Here is an 18,242-nt window from a genome sequence, read left to right as displayed (position 1 = left end):
GTTCCCCCCTTCCGCCGCGGGGTTCAGCCGATGGGCTGCGTGACGGGGATGCCGAGCGCGGTGAAGCGGTTGAGGATGGCGATCCGGACCTGGAGTTCGGCCGTCTGGCGGTCGAAGTTGCGGGACATGAGCTTCGGACCCAGCAGCTTCATGCAGTTCATCTTGGCCTCGACGCGGCTTCTGCGGTGGTAGCCGGACCACTTCCGCCAGAGCGTCCGGCCGAAGCGCTTGATGGCACGCAAGGCTTCGTTGCGGGGTCCCCGCGCCGGGGCTGTCTGTCGTCCACGGCTTGGCGTTGCGGCGCGGCGGGATGATCGCATCGGCGCCTCGGGACGCGACGGCGTCGCGGCAGGCGCGGCCGTCATAGGCACCATCGGCGCTCGCGGGCTCGCCGGAGGCGATCGGCTCGCTCTCCGGGATCTGCGATAGCAGGCCGGGCAGCATGGGCGCGTCGCCTATGTTGCTGTCGGTGAACTCGACGGCGTTCGCGGGGCTCACCCTCAAGCGTCGCCGCGTCCACCGCCAGATGCACCTTGCGCCACACGCGTCGCTTGGCCCCGCCATGCTTGCGAGCATGCCATTCGCCCTCGCCCCTGACCTTGATCCCGGTGCTGTCGACCAGAAGATGCAGCAGGCCGCCCGAGCCGCGGTAGGGCAGCTGCACGGCCAGCGTCTTCTGACGGCGGCACAAGGTCGAGACGTCCGGCACCGGCCAGTTCAGGCCTGCAAGCTTGAGCAAACTCGCCACGAAGCCCGTCGTCTGGCGCAGCGGCAAGCCGAACCGTCCCAGGGCTCCGCCCGTTCGGGGCTGGATCTGTCCACTGGACCGATCCCGAGACGCCCCTCACCCTTCACCGTCAGACAGGCCTGGATCGCGGCGTCGCTGTAGACCGGCTGCGCGCCGCGCTTGCTCGAAGGGGCCGCATGCCACGGCGTCGACGGATCGAACCAGACCGTCAGCGAGCCGCGCTTACGCAACGCGGCGTTGTAGCTGGACCAGTTCAGGGTACGGGAGCGGGTGGGCGCAGGCTTGGACATGCCCCCCAGCTAGGTCGCTGAACTCACGCTGTGAATTCCAGGACCGGCTTCGTGCACCAACGCCAGTGGAACGGCAAGCTCTATCAGGGCAAGCACGAGGCGCTGGTGCCGGTCGAGTTGTGGGAGCGGGTGCAGGGCGTGATGGACGGCCGGAACGCCAGCAAGCACTGCCGCATGACGCACGACTTCGCCTTCTCGGGCCTGATCGCCTGCGCGCGATGCGGCTGTTCGGTGGTCGGCGAGATCAAAAGGCATAAATGCATCTACTATCACTGCACCGGCTACGCGGACAAATGCCGGGGCGAGCCTGCCTCGTGCCGCCGGAAGTATGTGCGCGAGGAGGTGCTGGAGCAGCAGTTCACCGCCATGCTCGGCCGGCTTCGCTTCGACGACGAGGTGCTGGAGTGGGTGCGCGAGGCCCTGCACGCCAGCGACGCCGACGAGCGCCGCGAGCATCAGGAGGCGATCGCCCGGCTTCAGGCTGAGCACGCCCGTCTCGGCGAGCGGATCAGCGCGATGTATGTCGACAAGCTCGACGGGAAGATCACCGGCGCGTTCTTCGAGGAGATGTCGGGCAAGTGGCGCGAGGAGCAGCGCCGCCTGCAACGGGACATCGAGCGCCACGAGGAGGCCGAGCAGTCCTACATGGATGAGGGTTTGCGGATTCTCGAAATCGCCCGGAACGCGCAGGCCCTGTTCGAACGCCAGCCGGCCCGCGAGAAGCGGCGGCTTCTGAAAATCGTGCTATCGAAATGCACCTGGGAGGATGGGGAGGTGGTCGCCACCTTCCGCCAACCCTTTGATATTTTGGCGGAAACTACGGCTATCGCCGCGCGCGCAGCGACGGCAGGTCAGGCGACATCCGCAAAGAATGAGATTTGGCTGGGGTGGTAGGATTCGAACCTACGACCTGCGGTACCAAAAACCGTTGCGCTACCACTGCGCCACACCCCAACCGTGCCGCGGGTCTTAGGACAGCGCTCGCGGGCTCGCAAGGCAAAAAAGTGCGGTTCTTGCCCGGTCGATGACCCGAGCCGGATGGGTCGCCGCAGGGCCGCATCCGCGGCGCGGTTCGGTGGCGGAGACAGCTTGGCCACGGCACCGGATCAAGGCCCGCGCCGGGGCAGTGGCCGGTTCCCCGGGCGCTGAGTTCGACGGGGGCTGGCGGAAATGGCCCGCCAGACCGGCCGGTGCTCAAGATCGTTGAGTCATTTCGGCGGCCCGGTAAGGTGAAAAGGCATGGAAGCTTCGCAAAACCGTCGTGGAGCATGTGCATTAGGGCGCCGTGAGGTGGCGTGGAGCGCCAGTTCCGCAAGCGGATCGCCAAAGGGAGATGAGGATGAACCGTAGAGAAATTTTGAATAATCAGGAGTATGGCAACAAGGCCGAAGCCTTCGAAGCCTTCGACGACATTCCGACCAATCCGAATCTCGGCAATACGATCGGCGATGTGATCGCGCGGCGCTATGGCCGCCGCGACGTCCTGCGCGGCTCGCTCGGCGTGGCGGCGACCACCGCCCTGTTCGGGACGACCGCTCTGACCGCGCCGAAATCCGCCAAGGCCCAAGGCGCCGCCGCCAGCCGCTACGCGTTCGACGAACTCCAGTGGGGCAACGACACGACCCACCACATCGCCGATGGCTATAACGCCGACATCCTGGTCCGCTGGGGCGACCCGATCACCGCCGACGCCCCCGATTTCGACGTCATGAACCAGACCGCCGCGGCCCAGGCCAAGCAGTTTGGCTACAACAACGACTATGTCGGATTCGCGGAGATCGAGCCCGGCCGCGGGATGCTCTGCGTCAATCACGAATACACCAACGAAGAAGTCATGTTCCCGGGCCTGGGCCGTCAGGACAACCAGGACTTCGCGGGCATGACCAAGGAGTTGGTCGACATCGAGATGGCCGCCCATGGCGGGTCCGTCTTCGAGATCGTCAAGGGCGCCGACGGCAAGTGGTCGATCAATCGCGACAACCCCGCCAACCGCCGGATCACCGCCGAGACGCCGATGACCTTCTCCGGCCCGGCCGCCGGCCATGATCGCCTCAAGACCAGTGCCGACCCCGAGGGCATGAGGGTGCTCGGCACGATCAACAACTGCGCCGGCGGCATGACGCCCTGGGGCACCTACCTGATGGCCGAGGAGAACTTCCACGGCTACTTCTGGACGGACAAGCTGGACGCCGATGGCGACCCGGACATCTCGGAACAGCCCGAGGCCGCGTCGATGAAGCGCTATGGCGTGCCGGGCCGCTGGTATGCCTGGGGCAAGTATCACGACCGCTTCAACATCGACCTGGAACCGAACGAGCCCAACCGCTTCGGCTACATCGTCGAGGTCGATCCGATGAACCCGGACGCGCCGCCGATCAAGCACACGGCGCTGGGCCGCTTCCGCCATGAGGGCGCGGAGACGACCGTGGCCTCGGACGGCAAGCTGGTGATCTATTCGGGCGACGACAACCGCTTCGACTACCAGTACAAATGGGTCTCGGCCGAGGCCGTCACCGAGGAGAACGCCGTCTTCGGCTCGTCGCTTCTGTCCGAGGGGACGCTCTATGTGGCGCGTTTTAATGATGACGGAACGGTCGATTGGCTGCCGCTCGTCCATGGCGAAGGGCCGCTGACGGTCGAGAACGGCTTCAACAGCCAGGCCGACGTCTCGATCGACACGCGGCTGGCCGCCGATCTCCTGGGCGCCACGCCGATGGACCGCCCCGAAGACGCGCAGCCGCGCGGCGATGGGACGGCCTACATCATGCTGACGAACAACTCGCGCCGTCAGCCCGATCAGGTCGACGCCGCCAACCCCCGGCCCGAGTCGAATTTCGGCCATATCATCGAGATCAAGGAAGAGGGCGGCAACCACTCCGCCACGACCGGCACATGGTCGATCCTGGTCCTCTGCGGCGACCCGGACGTCGAAGAGGTCGGGGCGATGTGGAACCCAGAGACCTCGGATGCGGGCTGGTTCGCCTCGCCGGACAACTGCGCCATCGACAGTGCCGGACGGCTCTGGATCTCGACGGACCAGGGCTCCGGCTGGGGGCGCACGGGCAAGTCGGACGGCCTCTACGGGCTGGAGACAGAAGGCGATCTGCGCGGCCATTCCAAGCTGTTCTTCCGCTGCCCCGTCGGTGGGGAGCTTTGCGGGCCGTATTTTGCCGACGAGAGCCGGACGCTGTTCCTGGCGGTGCAGCATCCCGGCACCGATGGCGTGAGCGCGATGGTCGGCTTCGAGCGGAACTCGACCTTCGAGGATCCGGCGACGCGTTGGCCCGATTTCCACCCGGCCATGCCGCCGCGCCCCTCGGTCGTGGTCGTCACGAAAGAAGATGGCGGCGTTATCGCCGTCTGACCCGGACCCGCGCGATCGGCGCGGCCCGGAAAGCCCCGAGCCGCGCGGAGAGACCAAAAACGAAAGGCCCACCGCATGCGGTGGGCCTTTGCCCTTTCGGGCCGCGCGACGCCGACGATCTTCAGCCGCGAGCGGCCCGGATCAGCGTGAGGATCTCGGCGGCGGCATGGGGGATATTGGTGCCCGGCCCGAAGATCGCGGCAACGCCCGCCCGTTTGAGGAAGTCGTAATCCTGCTGGGGGATGACACCGCCGCAGATCACGATGATCTCGCCCGCGCCCTGCGCCTTCAGCGCCTCGATCAGCTTGGGCGCCAGGGTGCGGTGCCCCGCCGCCTGACTGGAGATGCCGACGACGTGGACATCGTTGTCGATGGCGTCCTGCGCGGCTTCCTCGGGGGTCTGGAACAGGGGGCCGACATCCACGTCAAAGCCGATATCGGCGAAGGCCGTGGCGATGACCTTGGCGCCCCTGTCGTGCCCGTCCTGGCCCATCTTGACGACCAGCATCCGCGGGCGGCGGCCCTCCTCCTCGGCGAAGGTTTCGACATCCTTCTGGATCTGGGCGAAGCCCTCATCCCCCTCATAGGCGGCGCCATAGACGCCGGCCAATGTCTTCACCTCGGCGCGGTGGCGGCCGAAGACCTTTTCCATGGCCATGCTGATCTCTCCCACGGAGGCTCGGTGACGGGCGGCCTCGACCGCCGCTTCCAGAAGGTTGCCGCCCTCGGTCGCACGGCGGGTGAGCTCTTCGAGCGCCTGCGTGCAGGCTTTCTCATCGCGAGAGCTCCGGATGCGGTCGAGCCGGGCGACCTGCGCCTCGCGGACCTTGTCGTTGTCGATATCGAGGATGTCGATCGCGTCCTCGGTCTCGCGGCGATACTTGTTGACGCCTACGACGACATCCTCGCCCCGGTCGATCTTGGCCTGACGGGTGGCGGCCGATTCCTCGATCCGCAGCTTGGGCATGCCCGAGGCGACGGCCTTGGTCATGCCGCCCATCTCCTCGACCTCCTCGATCAGCTTCCAGGCGGCCTCGGCCAGGTCATGGGTCAGCTTCTCGACGTAATAGCTACCCGCCAGCGGGTCGACGACATTGGTCACGCCCGTCTCTTCCTGGAGGATCAGCTGGGTGTTGCGCGCGATACGGGCCGAGTTCTCGGTCGGCAGCGCAATGGCCTCGTCGAAGCTGTTGGTGTGAAGCGACTGGGTGCCGCCCAGCACCGCCGACATCGCCTCATAAGCGGTGCGGATGACGTTGTTATAGGGGTCCTGCTCCGCCAGGCTGACGCCCGAGGTCTGGCAATGGGTGCGCAGCATCGACGACTTGGGGTTCTTCGGCTCGAACTCCGACATGATGCGGTGCCAGAGCAGACGCGCGGCCCGCAGCTTGGCCGCCTCCATGAAGAAATTCATGCCGATGGCGAAGAAGAAGCTGAGCCGCCCGGCGAACTTGTCCACATCCATGCCCCGCGCGATGGCAGCGCGGACATATTCGCGCCCATCGGCCAGGGTGAAGGCCAGCTCCTGCACCAGGTCCGCCCCCGCCTCCTGCATGTGGTAGCCGGAGATCGAGATCGAGTTGAAGCGGGGCATCTCGTTGGAGGTGTATTCGATGATGTCCGCGATGATTCGCATCGAAGGCTCGGGCGGGTAGATATAGGTGTTGCGGACCATAAACTCCTTGAGGATGTCGTTCTGGATGGTCCCGGAGAGCTGCGCGCGGTCGACCCCCTGCTCCTCGCCGGCGACGATGAAATTGGCCAGGATCGGGATCACGGCGCCGTTCATCGTCATCGAGACGGAGATCTTCTCCAGCGGGATGCCGTCGAACAGAATCTTCATGTCCTCGACCGAGTCGATGGCCACGCCCGCCTTGCCCACATCGCCCTCGACGCGCGGGTGGTCGGAATCATAGCCGCGATGGGTGGCGAGGTCGAAGGCGACCGAGACGCCCTGCTGTCCGGCGGCCAGCGCCTTGCGGTAGAAGGCGTTCGATTCCTCGGCGGTGGAAAAGCCCGCATATTGGCGGATCGTCCAGGGGCGGCCCGCATACATCGTGGCCTTCACGCCGCGGGTATAGGGCGCCTCGCCCGGGAGGGTGCCCAGATGGGTCACGCCCTCCAGGTCGGCCTCGGTATAGACGGGCTGGATGGGAATGCCCTCCAGCGTGTGCCAAGTCAGGCTCTCGGGGGCGCGGCCGCGCAGCTCACCCTCGGCCAGCTGCGTCCATCTTACCCGTGGATCGGTTCCGTCCTTCATCTCTGAGTCCTTTCCTGTCGCGGGGGGGCGCCTCTTCGGGGCGCCGCGTCACGAAATCGGCCAGCCCGTCCGCGCCGCCGCGCAGCCAGGCCAAGTCTTCGGCATGGGCGTCGCGCAGCGCAGCCCGCTCGTCGGGGGTGAAAGGGGAATAGGCGCCCGCCAATTCGGGCAGGTCGGCCATGCAGCCCTCGTCGCGCAGCCGCGCACGCAGGTCCTCGGCGGTCAGGGACGCCTGGAGATGCGGCACCGGCCCGTCGGGCGGCGGTGCCCCTGTCAGCAGCGCAAAGCCCGCCGCGGGGCGCGCGGCCATCTCCTCGTGGGTCCAGACGGTCAGGCGGGCGGCGGGGAAGGCGCGGGCCAGATCCTCGACCACGCCGCGCCAGCCACGGCGCGACCGCAAAATCGCGTCCAGCGTCGCGCGATCGGGGGGGGCGAAGCCACGGCTCATGAGAAAGGCGAAGGTCGAGGTCCACCACGCGTCGGGCGAGCGGATCGACAGACAGACCCGGTCAGTCCCGGGCAAGGCGGGTCCGATCCGCGCCATCCGCGCCGTCACCGTCGGATAGATGCGCGCCATCAGGAGGTTCTCGCGCAGGCCGCCTAGCATGTTCTCGTCCGAGACGATCAACCGCGTGATCCCGTCGGCGGCCAGAGCGCGGCGCCGCATCGCGATGCGGCCCGCTGCGCGATGGGCGTGGATCTCGCGCTTGGGCGTGCGCCGTCCGGGATCGCCCAGCAGCCCGGTGAACAGCCCCGCGCGGGTCTGCTTGGGCGACCAGAGCGCGATGCCCCGCGCCTCCAGGCCCGCCCGCTCCCGGTTGAGCAGGCGCTGGAGCGAGGAAGTCCCCGTCCGGTGGGCCCCGAGATGCAGCGTGATGGGGGGCATGTCTTTCGGCGTCATGAGGTCGTCTCCGGCGCGGCTGATTGGGGGACAGCCGGGCCTAGCCCCGCCTCCCTTCCCAGCAGGTTAAGCGGAGAATTGAACGTCAATTGGGCCGAAATCGCCGCACCGCCCTTCGCCCTGCGTGCGCCCGCCCCTATGTTCCTGAAGGAACGAAGGACAATGACCGACATGCTGAAAGCGACCGCTCTCTTGGCCACCCTGAGCCTGACCGCCCTGCCCGCCCTCGCGCAGGATACCGACAGCTTGGAGGCCGCCTGGCTGGCCGACCCGACCCGGGTTTTCAACGCGCAGGAGGTCGACCTGGACGCGCTCCAATGGATCGCGCGGCCCCTCGTGGTTTTCGCCAATTCCCCGCGCGACCCGGCCTTCATCCAGCAGATGGAGGAGATCGCGGGGGAGTTCGACCAGCTGGTGGAGCGCGATGTGATTGTGATCGTCGACACCGACCCCGCCGGCGACAGCGCGCTGCGGGAACGGCTGCGCCCCCGCGGTTTCATGCTGACGCTGATCGGCAAGGACGGCCAAGTCAAACTGCGCAAGCCCCTGCCCTGGAGCGTGCGCGAAATCTCCCGTTCGATCGACAAGATGCCGATGCGGCAACGCGAGCAAGCCGAGGGCCGCGACGGCCGGATCGACGGCTGAGCGGGGCTCAGAGCCCCCGGAACACGGTGCGCGTCCGCACCCGCTCGCCGATGTGGTCCAAAAGCTCGTGGCCTTCGGGGGTGTGCGCCCCCGTCCCGTCGAGCCAGCCCCGCCGCCGGGCCTTGACCTCCGGCGGCAAGGCGCAGCGCCCGATCTGGGCGGCAAAGGAGAGGATGCGGTGGGGGACGTCGGCCTGATCGGCGGTCATGGCGGTCTCCCTCAAAGCGGAACGCTGTCTGCCCTGAGACAGGAGCGCGCCCGGCCCGGAGGAAAGACCCCTGCGACCGGACGCCCGCCCGGCACACGATATGTTGATCCGCCGTCACTCGAACTCAAGGATGACGTCGTCCACGGCCAGGCTGTCGCCCGCCGCCGCGTTGACCTTGGAGACGGTGCCCTTGCGCTCGGCGCGCAGCACGTTCTCCATCTTCATCGCCTCGACCACGGCCAGGGCCTGGCCCTCCTGCACCTCGTCGCCCTCGGCCACGTTGATGCGAACGACCAAGCCCGGCATCGGGCAGAGCAGCAGCTTGGAGGTATCCGGCGCCTCCTTCACCGGCATCAGTTCGGCCAATTCCGCATGGCGCGGCGAGCGGACATGCACGATCAAATCCGCCCCGCGCGACCGGATACGGAAGCCGCCGCTGACCTTTCCGACCTTGAGCACCAGCGGCGCGCCATCGACCGTCATCGCCGCCAGCCTGTCGCCGGGGGTCCAATCCCCTTCGACGCGCAGGGTCTTGCCGCCGATGGTGACGTCGGCACCCGCCTTGTCGGCGGTCATCGACGCGTCGAAGCGATGGCCGTCCAGCGTCACCACCCAGTCGGAGCCGACGACCCGCTCGTGATTATCCATCCGGCCTGAGACGCGGGTACGCCGGATCTCGGCCACCCGGTGCATCGCGGCGCAGGCGGCGGCGATGCGGGTCAATTCGGCCTCGGGCAGCTCCACCCCCTCGAACCCGTCAGGATATTCCTCGGCGATGAAAGCCGTCGTCATGTCGCCCGCGACGAATTTCGGATGGTCCATGACCGCCGAAAGGAAGGGCAGGTTATGGCCGATCCCCTCCACCTCGAAGCTGTCGAGCGCGACACGCATCCCTTCGATGGCGGCCTGACGATCCGGACCCCAGGTGCAGAGCTTGGCGATCATCGGGTCGTAGAACATGCTGATCTCGCCGCCCTCGTAGACGCCCGTGTCGTTGCGCACGACGGGCGCGTCCGGGGTGACGCCGGGCAGGTAGCCCTCGGTCTCGGCGGGCGGGCGGTACCGGGTCAGACGGCCGATGGAGGGCAGGAAGCCGCGATAGGGATCCTCCGCATAGAGGCGCGATTCCATCGCCCAGCCGTTCAGCTTGATGTCGTCCTGGGTCAGGCTCAGCTTTTCGCCGCTCGCGACCCGGATCATGTGCTCGACCAGATCGACGCCGGTGATGAGTTCGGTCACCGGATGCTCGACCTGAAGCCGGGTGTTCATCTCCAGGAAGTAGAAATCGCGGTCGCCGTCGACGATGAACTCGACCGTGCCCGCCGAGGCGTAGCCGACCGCATGAGCCAGCGCGAGCGCCTGCTCGCCCATCGCCCGCCGCGTGGCCTCGTCGAGGAAGGGCGAAGGCGCCTCCTCCACGACCTTCTGGTTGCGGCGCTGGATCGAGCATTCCCGCTCGCCCAGATAGACGCCGTTCCCGTGCTGGTCGCAGAGAACCTGGATCTCGATGTGACGGGGCTGGGTGACGAATTTCTCGATGAACATGCGATCGTCGCCGAAGCTCGCCGCCGCTTCGTTCTTGGAGGCCTGGAAGCCCTCGCGCGCGTCCTCGTCGTTCCAGGCGATCCGCATCCCCTTGCCGCCGCCGCCGGCGCTGGCCTTCAGCATAACCGGATAGCCGATGAAACGGCTGATGCGCACGGCCTCCTCGGCATCCTCGATCAGACCCATATGGCCAGGCACGGTGTTGACCCCGGCCTCGGCGGCGATCTTCTTGGAGGTGATCTTGTCGCCCATCGCCTCGATCGCCCCCTTGGGCGGGCCGATGAAGGCGACGCCCGCCGCAGCGAGCGCCTCGGCGAACTTGGCGTTCTCGCTGAGAAAGCCATAGCCCGGATGCACCGCCTGCGCCCCGGTCTGCTCGATGGCGTCCATGATCTTGTCGATCACGATATAGGACTGCGCGGCCGGGGGCGGGCCGATATGCACGGCCTCGTCGGCCATCTTGACGTGCAGCGCGTTGCGGTCGGCATCGGAATAGACGGCCACCGTCTCGATGCCCATCCGCCGGGCGGTCTTGATGACGCGGCAGGCGATCTCGCCCCGGTTGGCGATCAGGATCTTGTCGAACATCGGGTCCCCTTCGGTCGTATCCCTCGGGCGTCCCCGCGCCCGGACTGCAAAAAGAGCCGCCTCCCGGTCGGGAAGCGGCCCATGGCGATGGCGCGCCGCGGGGCGCGCGAAAGGTCGGTCAGGTCAGCGGCAGGCGCCGACATCGTCGCAGAACACGCCCGCGGCCGCACCGGCCACGGCGCCCCCGGCCACGCTGCCGTCGAGCACGGCGGACGTGCCCGCCCCGATCGCGGCGCCGGCAAGACCGCGTTCCGCATCGGTGTCGATGGCGCCGGTGTTGCAGGCCGCGAGGGCAAGAGTCGTGGACAGGGCAAGGATCGCGCGGAACATGGGATCACTCCTGTTTGCAGTGTCCCTTTCAACGCGGCGACCGGCGCGACGGTTTCAATCGGTGAGACGAGAGCGCCCGAACCCGGAAAAATTCCGGGCAGCGGGCGACCTGGGGAAGCCGACCGCCGCCCGGACAGGGAAGGGGTACGGTTGCACGTCGGCCCGGGGTCGGACCGCTGGCGCGGCCTGTCGGACGGGGCGTGCAAGACAGGGGTGACCCGAGGCTCTTCGGCACGAAAGGGCACCGTCCCGCGCGGCACCGAATCGGCGGCACATGGCCCAAAGGCGCTCGAGATGGGCGGGATCATGCCGAGTCCTCGTCCCATATGTCGTCCCAATCCGCGTCATCGGGCTGCTCGAACACCTCCGGGAAGGCCGCGCGGGCGGCGGCCTCGTCCACGCGCAGCCGTGCCTCGTAGGATGTCGGGTCGAACGGATCGTCGACGGCCACGACCTCCCGCCCCAGCAGCCAGGACAGGCGTCCGGCGTCGAGATTGCCGCGTTCGAAGGGTTCGTCGCCGAAATGCTCCCAGAGCGCGGCGAGGAAGGCCGCGTCCGCGCGGCGATCCAGCGCTTTCCGGTCCCGAAAGCGCTCCCGGCGGGTGAGGGGCGTCGCGCCTTTCGGATTGGCCCGCCGGATCGTGAATTGCAGGTCGGTGGAGGGGAGCCGCCCGGGAAAGCCGCGATGTTTCAGCATGAGGCCCCCCGACGGAACGGGGCGCACGCGGCGGCGGGCGTCTGGGTCGGGGCGGGAGAGATCCCCCGCCCCGAAGCGTGATCAGTCGTACTTGCCGCCCACGGGTTCGGCCACAACGGGGGCAGGCTCGACGATAACGATTTCTTCGGCCTGCGGGTTGGGCAGCAGGCAGCCTCCCAGCAGCGAGAGGGCGGCGAGGCCGGCGCAGGCCTTGAGGATGGTCGACATTCCAGTCTCCTGACGTTGACGGGCGGCGCCAGGGTGTCCCCTACGACGCCGCCCGAGATTGGGATCGCTCTGCCGCGATCTGTCAGAAGGTTACCGCGCGGGATTTGGCCGCGATACGGGTGCCCCAAAATGGCCCCGATTGCGTTGCCGCGCCGTGTCCGTGCCGCACCAAACCCGGCCCGATGACCAGATTGATGCGGAATTGGCGACGGCGCGGGGGCCGCCGCCGCCCTGCGGTCAGTACTTCGTGCTGACGGGCTCGGGCTCGACGATGATGACGGGCTCTTCTTCCTCGGGGGCGCCACAGGCGGCCAGGGTAACGGTGACGCCGAGAACGGCGGCCAGCTTAAAGAAATTACGCATGTCTCTCTCCTTCTTTGGCAGACAAAGCGGCGCGCGCAGGACGCACCGCCGCTGCCGGCAGGCTGCGACGGATTCGCGACTCGCCGCAAGAGTTTGTTGCCGCGTTGCATCAAAAGCCCTCCGAGAGACAGGTCTCGCCATCGATTCGATAGACGGAAAAGTAGCGCACCGCCTCCGGATCGGTCTCCCCGCGGGGAACCGCGCGGTCGGTGATCTCGACGACCACATCGTCGGATCTGGCATAAGGCAGCGCCGCGACCGGCACGCCATGGGTCTCGCAGAGCCAGTCCATATCCGCCTGGGCCGCCTCGAAATCGACGCCGCCCTCGGCGCCGACCCCGGGCGCAATGAAGCGCAGAACCGCTTGAGTTCCTTGGCCTTCCACCCGCTCCCAGAGAACTTGCCACAACACGACGGCCTGCCCCGAAGGCACGCCCTGCGCCCAGGCGGGCGCGGCGCAGGCCAGCGCCAGCAGCCCCGCGCTCAACCTGCGCGCAAGGCGGCGATCAACGCGTCCTTGGCCATGTCCGAGCGGCCCTCGATCCCAAGCTCCTGCGCGCGCTCGTAGAGCGCATCCTTCGACCACGCCTCGTAGGGCGGCGAGTTTCCGCCGGCCTTCCCCGGGGACTGCTCCGGCGCGGCCTGCGCATTGGCGATCCGCGCGGCTTTCTCCTTGGAGGCGCCGTCCTCGCGGAGCGCTTCGTAGGTCTCGTCGTCCTTGATACTCGGCCCGTGGTCCTTGGTCATGGCGGTCTCCTTCCGCCATCCCAACGCCCCGACCCCGGTCGCGCGTTCCCGTCATGCCGCCCCCCGATGCGCCGCGGCCCGCGCCCAGGCCGCCCGCCTGCGCGGGTCGTCCAGCAGGGACTGGATGCGCGCGGGCAGGTCGGGCGGGCGCGGGCCCTCCACACGACCGCCCGCGCGCAGGTGGCAAAGACCGTCCTCCCTCACGACCTCCACCAAGGGCGAGAACCCACGGACCCGTTGCAAGGCACGCCACATATCCTGACGGACCGCATGCGCCAGCCGCCGCCGTCCGAGATCCGGCAGGCAGGTCCGGGCCATCACGTCCCAGCGCGGCGGCATCCGGCGGGTCAGCGCATAGGCCGCGCCGTCCCGCCGCTCCCACCAGCCGCGGCCATCTGGGCGCCAGTCGCTCACAGCGGGATCGTGTCGTGCTTGCGCCAGGCCCGCTGGGCCTTTTTGTGCCGCAGCGACGCGAAGGCGCGGGCGACGCGCTTGCGGGTCGAATGGGGCATGATCACCTCGTCGATGAAGCCCTTCTCGGCCGCGACGAAGGGATTAGCGAAGCGGTCCTCGTAATCCTTGGTCCGGGCGGCGATCTTGTCGGGCTCGCCCGCCTCGCTCCGATAGAGGATCTCGACGGCGCCCTTGGCCCCCATCACCGCGATCTCGGCCGTGGGCCAGGCGTAGTTGATGTCCCCGCCCAGATGCTTGGAACTCATCACGTCATAGGCGCCGCCATAGGCCTTGCGGGTGATGACCGTGATCTTCGGCACCGTCGCCTCGCCATAGGCGAAGAGCAGCTTCGCGCCGTGCTTGATGACGCCACCGTATTCCTGGCCCACGCCGGGCAGGAAGCCCGGCACGTCCACCAGCGTCAGCAGCGGGATCTCGAAGGCGTCGCAGAAGCGGACGAACTTGGCGGCCTTGCGGCTGGAATCGATGTCGAGGCAGCCTGCCAGCACCATCGGCTGGTTGGCCACGACCCCCACGGTGCGCCCCTCCAGCCGGATGAAGCCGGTCAGGATGTTGCCCGCGTAATCGGCCTGAAGCTCGAAGAAATCGCCCTCGTCGGCGATCTTTTCGATCAGTTCCTTCATGTCGTAGGGCATGTTGGGATTGTCGGGGATCAGCGTGTCGAGGCTGTCCTCCAGCCGGCCGGGATCGTCGAAGAAGGGACGCACGGGCGGCGTTTCGCGGTTCGAGAGCGGCAGGAAGTCCACCAGGCGGCGCACCTCGGCCAGGGCCTCGACATCGTTCTCGAAAGCGCCGTCGGCCACGCCCGACTTCTTGGTATGGGCAGAGGCGCCGCCCAGCTCTTCGGCGGTGACGACCTCGTTGGTGACGGTTTTCACGACATCCGGGCCGGTCACGAACATGTAGCTCGAATCCTTCACCATGAAGATGAAGTCGGTCATCGCCGGGCTATAGACCGCCCCACCCGCGCAGGGCCCCATGATGACGCTGATCTGCGGGATGACGCCCGAGGCGTCGATATTGCGCTGGAAGACCTCGCCATAGCCGGCCAGCGACATCACGCCTTCCTGGATGCGGGCGCCGCCCGAATCGTTGAGGCCGATCACCGGCGCGCCGTTTTGCATCGCCATATCCTGGATCTTGCAGATCTTCGCGGCATGGGTCTCGGAGACCGAGCCGCCCATCACGGTGAAGTCCTGCGAGAAGACATAGACGAGACGCCCGTTGATCGTCCCCCAACCCGTCACGACCCCGTCGCCAGCGGGCTTTTCGGCGGCCATGCCGAAATCCGTTGCCCGGTGAGTGACGAACATGTCGAACTCTTCGAAACTGTCCGCATCGAGCAGAAGCTCGATCCGCTCTCGCGCGGTCAGTTTGCCCTTGGCGTGCTGGCTGGCCACGCGGCGCTCTCCGCCGCCGGCGCGGGCCTCGGCGCGGCGCGCCTCGAGCTGTTCCAGAATGTCGGTCATGACGCCCTCCGCTTCCCTTCCAAATGGGTTACGCGCTCGGAGCGCGCGGTGGAAGCGTCATTCGGAATATTTGCAAAGCCCGGAATATTCAGCTTCTCTTTTTGGCAAAACGGCAAATTCTTTTGCGCACCGCACCGCGCTTCGCACACGCACCTGTGCGCCGAGCGGAATGGACAGGATGGACACGGAGGCGTAGCGCCTCGACATGACAACGATGACAGATTTTCCTGTGCGTCCCGAACGCACGCCCCCACACATTCTGACGCTTGTCGCGCTGGTCGGCGTGTCGACCCTGTCGATGAACGTCTTCCTGCCGTCGCTGCCCACGATGGCCGAGTATTTCGCCACCGATTACGGCACTATGCAGCTGTCGGTCGGCCTCTATCTGGGGATGAACGCGGTGCTGCAACTGGTGGTCGGCCCGCTCTCGGACCGCTACGGACGGCGGCCCGTCATCATGGGCGGGATCGCCCTGTTCATGCTGGCCACGATCGGCTGCCTCATGGCCGAGACGATCGAAGTCTTTCTCGCCTTCCGCATGGGGCAAGCGGCCATCGTGACCGCCATGGTACTGAGCCGGGCCGTCGTCCGCGACCTCTACCCGCAGGACAAGGCGGCCTCGATGCTGGGCTATGTCACCATGGGCATGTCCGTCGTGCCGATGTTGGGCCCGGTCCTGGGCGGCTGGCTGGAGAGCCTGTTCGGCTGGCAATCCAATTTCTGGCTGCTGCTGGCGGCGGGCGCGGCGATCCTGGCCTGGACCTGGCACGACCTGGGCGAGACGGCGCCGCGGTCGGGCGGATCCTTCCGCGACCAGGTCCGCGATTATCCCGAACTGCTGACCTCCCAACGTTTCTGGGGCTACTGCGGGGCCTCGGCGCTCGCCTCGGGCACGTTCTTCGCCTATCTGGGCGGATCGCCCTATGTCGGCGCGGTGCTGTTCGGAATGGACCCGGCGACGCTGGGCTTCTTCTTCGGCGCCCCGGCGGCGGGCTATTTCCTGGGCAATTTCGTCTCCGGCCGGTATTCGCAGCGGCTGGGCGTCGACCGGATGATCCTTGGCGGGTCGCTGCTGCAGGCGGCGGGGCTGACCGTGCTCATGGTCCTGACGCTGTCTGGCTTCAGCGGGCCTTACCTGTTCTTCGGCTTTATGTCCTTCCTGGGGCTGGGCAACGGGATGGTGATCCCCAACGCCACGGCGGGCATGCTGTCGGTCCGACCGCATCTGGCAGGCACGGCGAGCGGTCTGGGCGGCGCGATGATGATCGGCGGCGGCGCGGCGCTCTCGGGCTTTGCGGGCAAGATGCTGGAGGGCGCAGCCACGCCGCTGCCGCTGGAGCTGCTGATGGTCGTCTCGGCCTATGCTGCGGTCGTGGCGATCGTGCTGACGATCCGGCGCAACCGCCAGTTGGGCGCCTGAGCCGCGGACCCGCAAAGACGCGAACGGGCTTTGCAAACCTGCGCGGCCATGGCACCCCTCGGCCATGGCCACCCAGAAGCTCTATGCCGGCGCGAAGCTGCGCGAGGTCCGCACCCGGATCGCGCTGACCCAGACCGAGTTCGCCGCCCGGCTGGGCATCTCGCTGCCCTATCTCAATCAAATGGAGAACAATAACCGCCCGGTCTCGACCACGGTGGTGCTGGCCCTCGCCCGCGAGTTCGGCTTTGACGTGACCGAACTGGGCGGAGGCGACGAGGCCCGGCTCGTCTCGGACATGCGCGAGGCGCTGGCCGATCCGGTCTTCGCCGATGCGGTGCCCCTGGCCGACCTGCGGCTGGCGGCGGGCAACGCCCCGGCCCTCGCCCGCGCCTTCCTGACGCTGCACCGCGCCTATCGCGACGGGCATGAACGGCTCGCTTCGCTGGACGCCGCGTTGGGCTCGTCGGGCATGGCCGCGCCGTCTCCGTGGGAGGAGGTGCGCGACTTCTTCCATTATTGCGACAACTATCTCGACGCGATCGACCGCGCCGCCGAGCGGCTGGCCCAGGGCTGGCCGGATATCGACGCGGGGCTCGCCGCGTTCTGGAACGACCGCAACATCCGCGTCCGGCTCGACGAGACCGAGCGCCTCCGCGTCTTCGACCCGCGCGAGGGCACGCTGGTTCTGTCCCGTCGCACCGAAGCGGCGACGCAGCGGTTCCAGCAGCTCCACCAGGTCGCGCTCCTGTCCCAGGCCAAGCTGCTGGACGCCACGCTGGACCTCGCGCGCTTTTCCTCGGACGACGCGCGGGCCATCGCGCGCACGGGGCTCGCCAACTATTTCGCGGGGGCGGCGCTGATGCCCTATGGCGCCTTCCGCACCGCCGCCGAGGAGACGCGCCACGACCTGGAGGCCCTGGCCCGCCGCTTCGGTGCCTCGCTGGAGCAGGTGGCGCATCGCCTCTCCACGCTTCAGCGGCCCGGCGAAAAGGGCGTGCCCTTCTTCTTCGTGCGCGTCGATCCGGCGGGGCAGATCACCAAGCGGCACTCCGCCACGCGGCTGCAATTCGCGCGCTTTGGCGGCGCATGCCCGCTCTGGAACGTCCACGCGGCCTTCGAGACGCCGGGCCGCTTCCTGCGGCAGTTGGCCGAGACGCCGGACGGGATGCGCTATTTCTGCCTTGCGCGGGACGTCTCGCGCTCGGGCGGGGCGTGGCGGGCGCCGATGCGGCGCCATGCCATCGCGCTGGGCTGCGAGCTGCGCCATGCGGGGCGGATCGTCTATGCCGACGGGCTGGACCTGACCGGCGCCTTCGATCCGATCGGCGTCTCCTGCCGCATCTGCGAGCGCGCCACCTGCCCGCAACGGGCCGTGCCGCCGCTGGAGCGCCCGCTGCGCATCGACGCCGACGACCGGGGCGTGCTGCCCTACGATCTCTGAGGGCCTTGGCGGCGTCGCGCGGCTCTGCGATGACAGGCGCAGCCGAGGAGAGAGCCACATGGAACTGAACGGAACCCGCACCATCGCCGCCCCGCGCGAGACAGTCTGGGCCAAGCTGAACGACCCCGAAGTGCTCAAGGCCTGCATCCCGGGCTGCGAAGAGCTGACCGGCTCGCCCGAGGAGGGGTTCGAAGCCGTCGTCAAGCAGAAGGTCGGCCCCGTGAAGGCGACGTTCAAGGGCGCGGTGACGCTGGAGGATGTGAACGCGCCCGAGAGTTACCGCATCGTCGGCGAGGGCAAGGGCGGGGTCGCGGGCTTTGCCAAGGGCGCCGCGGACGTGACGCTGGCCGAGGTCCCCGAGGGGACGGAGCTGACTTATGCGGTGGACGCCAAGGTGGGCGGAAAGCTGGCCCAGCTCGGCTCCCGGATCATCGGCGGCTTTGCCGCGAAGATGGCCGACCAGTTTTTCGAGACGTTCAAGGACCAGGTCGAGGGGGGCGAGCAGAGCTCCTAAGGGCCGCTCC

18 protein-coding genes, 1 tRNA gene and 1 pseudogene are annotated in these 18,242 nt (G+C 67.9%); 6 read left to right on the top strand and 14 right to left on the bottom strand.

All coding sequences use genetic code 11. From position 1 onward, the window contains the following. Positions 1–23: 23 nt before the first annotated feature. Positions 24–1,038, bottom strand: a pseudogene (locus DTQ71_RS14825) (IS5 family transposase). 30 nt (positions 1,039–1,068) lie between these two features. Here DTQ71_RS14825 and DTQ71_RS14820 point away from each other — a divergent pair. After that, positions 1,069–1,932 carry a recombinase zinc ribbon domain-containing protein gene (locus DTQ71_RS14820; protein WP_211317141.1) on the top strand — a complete coding sequence of 288 codons (864 nt, stop codon included), beginning with the start codon at positions 1,069–1,071 and terminating at the stop codon, positions 1,930–1,932. Here DTQ71_RS14820 and DTQ71_RS14815 read toward each other — a convergent pair. After that, positions 1,918–1,992: transfer RNA gene (locus tag DTQ71_RS14815), tRNA-Gln, on the bottom strand. The genes DTQ71_RS14820 and DTQ71_RS14815 overlap by 15 nt on opposite strands. 385 nt (positions 1,993–2,377) lie before the next feature. On the opposite strand from DTQ71_RS14815, the gene DTQ71_RS14810 reads away from it, so the two are divergent. Next, on the top strand, positions 2,378–4,402 hold the full coding sequence (locus tag DTQ71_RS14810; protein WP_109565085.1) for a PhoX family protein: 2,025 nt from the start codon (positions 2,378–2,380) through the stop codon (positions 4,400–4,402). Between the two features lie 121 nt (positions 4,403–4,523). Here DTQ71_RS14810 and scpA read toward each other — a convergent pair whose 3' ends face one another. Together scpA and DTQ71_RS14800 are read right to left on the bottom strand one after the other, a co-directional pair. Beyond that, positions 4,524–6,662 (bottom strand): methylmalonyl-CoA mutase, encoded by a 2,139-nt coding sequence (gene scpA, locus DTQ71_RS14805; protein ID WP_109565084.1) that lies wholly within the window; start codon positions 6,660–6,662, stop codon positions 4,524–4,526. Further along, a complete protein-coding gene (locus DTQ71_RS14800; protein WP_109565083.1) occupies positions 6,610–7,563 on the bottom strand; it encodes a hypothetical protein in 954 nt (317 codons plus the stop codon). Before DTQ71_RS14800 ends, scpA begins: the two co-directional genes overlap by 53 nt. Positions 7,564–7,725: 162 nt before the next feature. On the opposite strand from DTQ71_RS14800, the gene DTQ71_RS14795 reads away from it, so the two are divergent. Continuing rightward, complete coding sequence (locus DTQ71_RS14795) at positions 7,726–8,208, top strand: DUF4174 domain-containing protein (protein ID WP_245947563.1); 483 nt, start codon at positions 7,726–7,728, stop codon at positions 8,206–8,208. A gap of 7 nt (positions 8,209–8,215) precedes the next feature. Here the strand turns inward: DTQ71_RS14795 and DTQ71_RS14790 are convergent, their stop codons facing one another. The 10 genes from DTQ71_RS14790 to DTQ71_RS14755 form a co-directional block, all read right to left on the bottom strand. After that, positions 8,216–8,416, bottom strand: a complete 201-nt coding sequence (locus tag DTQ71_RS14790; RefSeq protein ID WP_109565082.1) for a hypothetical protein — start codon at positions 8,414–8,416, stop codon at positions 8,216–8,218. A 114-nt stretch (positions 8,417–8,530) separates the two neighbouring features. Beyond that, positions 8,531–10,549, bottom strand: a complete 2,019-nt coding sequence (locus DTQ71_RS14785; RefSeq protein WP_109565081.1) for an acetyl-CoA carboxylase biotin carboxylase subunit — start codon at positions 10,547–10,549, stop codon at positions 8,531–8,533. A 123-nt stretch (positions 10,550–10,672) separates the two neighbouring features. After that, positions 10,673–10,879, bottom strand: coding sequence for a hypothetical protein (locus tag DTQ71_RS14780; RefSeq protein WP_109565080.1), 207 nt, complete (start codon positions 10,877–10,879; stop codon positions 10,673–10,675). A 304-nt stretch (positions 10,880–11,183) separates the two neighbouring features. Then, positions 11,184–11,576 carry a hypothetical protein gene (locus DTQ71_RS14775; protein ID WP_109565079.1) on the bottom strand — a complete coding sequence of 131 codons (393 nt, stop codon included), beginning with the start codon at positions 11,574–11,576 and terminating at the stop codon, positions 11,184–11,186. Positions 11,577–11,657: 81 nt separating this feature from the next. Beyond that, a complete protein-coding gene (locus tag DTQ71_RS23535; protein WP_170125442.1) occupies positions 11,658–11,804 on the bottom strand; it encodes a hypothetical protein in 147 nt (48 codons plus the stop codon). A 237-nt stretch (positions 11,805–12,041) separates the two neighbouring features. Next, positions 12,042–12,167 carry a hypothetical protein gene (locus DTQ71_RS24650; protein WP_281271247.1) on the bottom strand — a complete coding sequence of 42 codons (126 nt, stop codon included), beginning with the start codon at positions 12,165–12,167 and terminating at the stop codon, positions 12,042–12,044. A 109-nt stretch (positions 12,168–12,276) separates the two neighbouring features. Beyond that, positions 12,277–12,654 (bottom strand): DUF6497 family protein, encoded by a 378-nt coding sequence (locus tag DTQ71_RS14770; RefSeq protein WP_109565078.1) that lies wholly within the window; start codon positions 12,652–12,654, stop codon positions 12,277–12,279. Then, the gene (locus tag DTQ71_RS14765) at positions 12,651–12,914 is read right to left on the bottom strand and encodes a DUF7218 family protein (protein ID WP_109565077.1); all 264 of its coding nucleotides are present in this window, start codon (positions 12,912–12,914) and stop codon (positions 12,651–12,653) included. The genes DTQ71_RS14770 and DTQ71_RS14765 overlap by 4 nt, the downstream gene beginning before the upstream one ends. 51 nt (positions 12,915–12,965) lie before the next feature. After that, positions 12,966–13,328: a hypothetical protein gene (locus DTQ71_RS14760; RefSeq protein WP_245947561.1), complete on the bottom strand. Its 363-nt coding sequence runs from the start codon at positions 13,326–13,328 to the stop codon at positions 12,966–12,968. Beyond that, entirely contained in the window at positions 13,325–14,857 is a 1,533-nt protein-coding gene (locus DTQ71_RS14755; RefSeq protein ID WP_109565076.1) for an acyl-CoA carboxylase subunit beta, read from the bottom strand. The genes DTQ71_RS14760 and DTQ71_RS14755 overlap by 4 nt, the downstream gene beginning before the upstream one ends. A gap of 214 nt (positions 14,858–15,071) precedes the next feature. Here DTQ71_RS14755 and DTQ71_RS14750 point away from each other — a divergent pair, with 214 nt between their 5' ends. From DTQ71_RS14750 to DTQ71_RS14740, 3 genes are all read left to right on the top strand, one after another. After that, positions 15,072–16,277, top strand: coding sequence for a multidrug effflux MFS transporter (locus DTQ71_RS14750; RefSeq protein ID WP_245947559.1), 1,206 nt, complete (start codon positions 15,072–15,074; stop codon positions 16,275–16,277). A gap of 64 nt (positions 16,278–16,341) precedes the next feature. Beyond that, positions 16,342–17,718: a helix-turn-helix domain-containing protein gene (locus DTQ71_RS14745; protein WP_109565074.1), complete on the top strand. Its 1,377-nt coding sequence runs from the start codon at positions 16,342–16,344 to the stop codon at positions 17,716–17,718. A 58-nt stretch (positions 17,719–17,776) separates the two neighbouring features. Then, positions 17,777–18,232 carry an SRPBCC family protein gene (locus DTQ71_RS14740; protein WP_109565073.1) on the top strand — a complete coding sequence of 152 codons (456 nt, stop codon included), beginning with the start codon at positions 17,777–17,779 and terminating at the stop codon, positions 18,230–18,232. Positions 18,233–18,242: the final 10 nt, after the last annotated feature.

This window comes from Jannaschia seohaensis, assembly GCF_900116765.1.
Classification (GTDB): Bacteria; Pseudomonadota; Alphaproteobacteria; order Rhodobacterales; family Rhodobacteraceae; genus Jannaschia; species Jannaschia seohaensis.
Note: the sequence above shows the minus strand (reverse complement) of the source record. Positions and strands in the feature narration are given on the sequence as shown.